This is a genomic window from Stieleria sp. (assembly GCF_041595215.1).
Lineage (GTDB): Bacteria > Planctomycetota > Planctomycetia > Pirellulales > Pirellulaceae > Stieleria > Stieleria magnilauensis.
Map to the genome: position 1 here is coordinate 1 of NZ_JBFHKV010001432.1, position 1,726 is coordinate 1,726.

The window sequence follows — 1,726 nt, forward strand, 5'->3', positions numbered from 1 at the left end:
ATCTGGACATCATGTTAAACCTGCCCAGTGCCCCCCCGATCCAGAGATTGATTCCAGTGGAAGTCACCCCCAGGCGGTAGCAACAAGTGGGATTGGATTCCAGGATCGTCATTCGCCGGATCGACGACCCTGGCTGCCTATCCCACTCTTTCACGCAAGACTCAGGTCGCCAAAAAATGCTTTCGATCAAATTACTGTTGTCGCTGCTGCTGACCGCCGGGACCGCCGAACTGTCGGGCCGGGTGATCGATTCCGAGGAGGCTCCGGTCGCCGGGGCGATCGTCGTCGTCAGCACGGCCAAGCCGCGCGTCGGCCCGGCCACAACCTGCCCGTCGTGCTACCGCGATTGCACCAAACGCACGACCACGGACTTCAACGGACGGTTTTCGATTTCTGATCTGTCCGACAGCTTGCTGTTCAGCTTGGCCGCCGGCGGTGCGGGCTATCAAGGCCAAGTCTCCGAGCACTTTGACCCGGCCCTGAAACCGGAAATCACATTTCAGCTCGAACCACTCGAGCGGACGGAAAAAATCGACGTCGTCCGCGGGCGGGTGGTCGACAGCGATGAAGATCCGATCGCGGGAGCCCAGGTGCGGCCCCATAACATCCTCCGCAGCAACGGCATCGGTGGCGGATCCGACCGTTCGGTGACACCGCTGACGTTGACCGATGTCGACGGCTTCTTCGAAATGTCGGTCGGTGATCACATCCAGTGGATCGACCTGCGGATCCATGCGTCTGCCTATGCACCGGCACAAACCCGGTGGAGTCGTTCGGGTGACGACGAACTCATCATCTCGCTTGGAGCCGGCGCAGATCTACGGGGCAGATTGGTGTTTCGCGGCAAGCCGGTCGCCGGCGTCGAAGTCGGCTTGGTCCAAAAGAATCGCATGATGGGCAGCATCGTGACGCCACAAGAAGTCTTCACCGACGAATCCGGCGTGTTTTCCTTTGAGCAGCTTCCACCGGAACTTGATTACGCCCTCTACACCCACACCGGCCAGGCTGCATCGGCGGTGTTGCCACTGAGTTTTGTCCAGGCACCCCGGCACGGCGAATTGGCCGATCTGGGCGACATCGCGGCGGTTGAACCGAGACGCTTGTCGGTCACCGTGACGACCAGCGATGGTTCGCCACTTCCCCAAGATAGTTACGTCTACATCGGGCGACGCTATGGTTGGCGTGGCTCGCAATTGCCGCTGGAGCAAAAGACAACGTCGAAGGTGGCGATCCTGGACGCAGCCCCCGAAGTCTATGAGGTCGGTGTGCGGACAAAGGGTTACACCGTCTTGGAAACCCAGCCGACGTTAAACGTCGATCTGAACCGAAGTTATTCGGTAGACGCCAGCGTCGAATCAAGTGTCGTGTTTATTTTGCAGCGGACGGGGAATTAAGGTCACACGCGTTGGTGTCCAGCCTTTAGGCGCCTCTTTGGATGCCTTTAGGCATCGCGTCTATCCGCCAGTCGCTGCGCGACTGCGGGGAAGCGGCTGAATCCTGGACACCAACACTCACCCCGATAACAACGCCACGCTGGACTTTCGGCAGGTGTTGGTGTCCAGCCTTTAGGCGCCTCTTCGGATGCCGTCAGGCATCGCGTCTATCCGCCAGCCGCTTCGCGACTGCAGGGGGAGCGGCTGAAGCCTGGACACCAACACTCACCCCGATAACAACGCCACGCTGGACTTTCGGCAGGTGTTGGTGTCCAGCCTTTAGGCGCCTCTTC

Annotated in this window: 1 protein-coding gene; it reads left to right on the forward strand. The window is 60.0% G+C overall.

The annotated features are described in order from the left end of the window. The first annotated feature begins 176 nt into the window (after window positions 1-176). Window positions 177-1,394, forward strand: coding sequence for a hypothetical protein (locus ABX749_RS31865; protein WP_372899587.1), 1,218 nt, complete (start codon window positions 177-179; stop codon window positions 1,392-1,394). Window positions 1,395-1,726: the final 332 nt, after the last annotated feature.

What these genes read in the sequence shown, in the direction of transcription:
- ABX749_RS31865 (WP_372899587.1), top strand. Translation starts at nt 177, where the DNA reads ATGCTTTCGATCAAATTACTGTTGTCGCTGCTGCTGACCGCCGGGACC.